The sequence below is a fragment of the Georgenia satyanarayanai genome (genome assembly GCF_023715365.1).
Taxonomy (GTDB): Bacteria; Actinomycetota; Actinomycetes; order Actinomycetales; family Actinomycetaceae; genus Oceanitalea; species Oceanitalea satyanarayanai_B.
Window position 1 is genome coordinate 1 of sequence record NZ_JAMBNZ010000055.1, and the last position, 492, is coordinate 492.

The 492-nt window shown below is 43.3% G+C and carries 1 protein-coding gene; it reads left to right on the forward strand.

What is annotated here, in order from left to right; all coding sequences use genetic code 11:
• Nucleotides 1–470 (forward strand): restriction endonuclease subunit S (locus M3148_RS16990; RefSeq protein WP_251305910.1); only part of this gene is annotated, 470 nt, incomplete at its 5' end.
• Nucleotides 471–492 lie beyond the last annotated feature (22 nt).

Consider the following 492-nt stretch of genomic DNA (forward strand, 5'->3'; position numbering starts at 1 on the left):
GTGAATATATTTTCTACGCTCGTGGCCGTCAGCCGTTGCAATTAAACAAGTTTGATTTTGATGAAACTGCAATCATCACGGCTGGAGATGGCGCGGGCGTAGGCAAAGTGTTTCATTTTGCTCAAGGTAAATATGCATTACATCAGCGAGCATACCGCATTGTCCCCAGTTCAGTCATGAATCCGCGCTTTGTATATTATTGTATAAAATCACACTTTTACGCTTACATACAAAAAGCATCAGTGAGCTCATCTGTAACCTCACTTCGTAGACCGATGTTTTTGCATTTTCCCATACCAGTTCCCTCACTGACTGAGCAATCCAGAATCGTTGATATCCTCGACAAGTTCGACGCGCTTACAGAATCTCTCACCGAAGGCTTACCGCGCGAGATTGCCCTACGCCAACAACAATACGAATACTACCGAGAGCAACTACTCGATTTTCCGAAGATAGCAAAGGAATATTAATATGGGTAAGACCATAAACGAT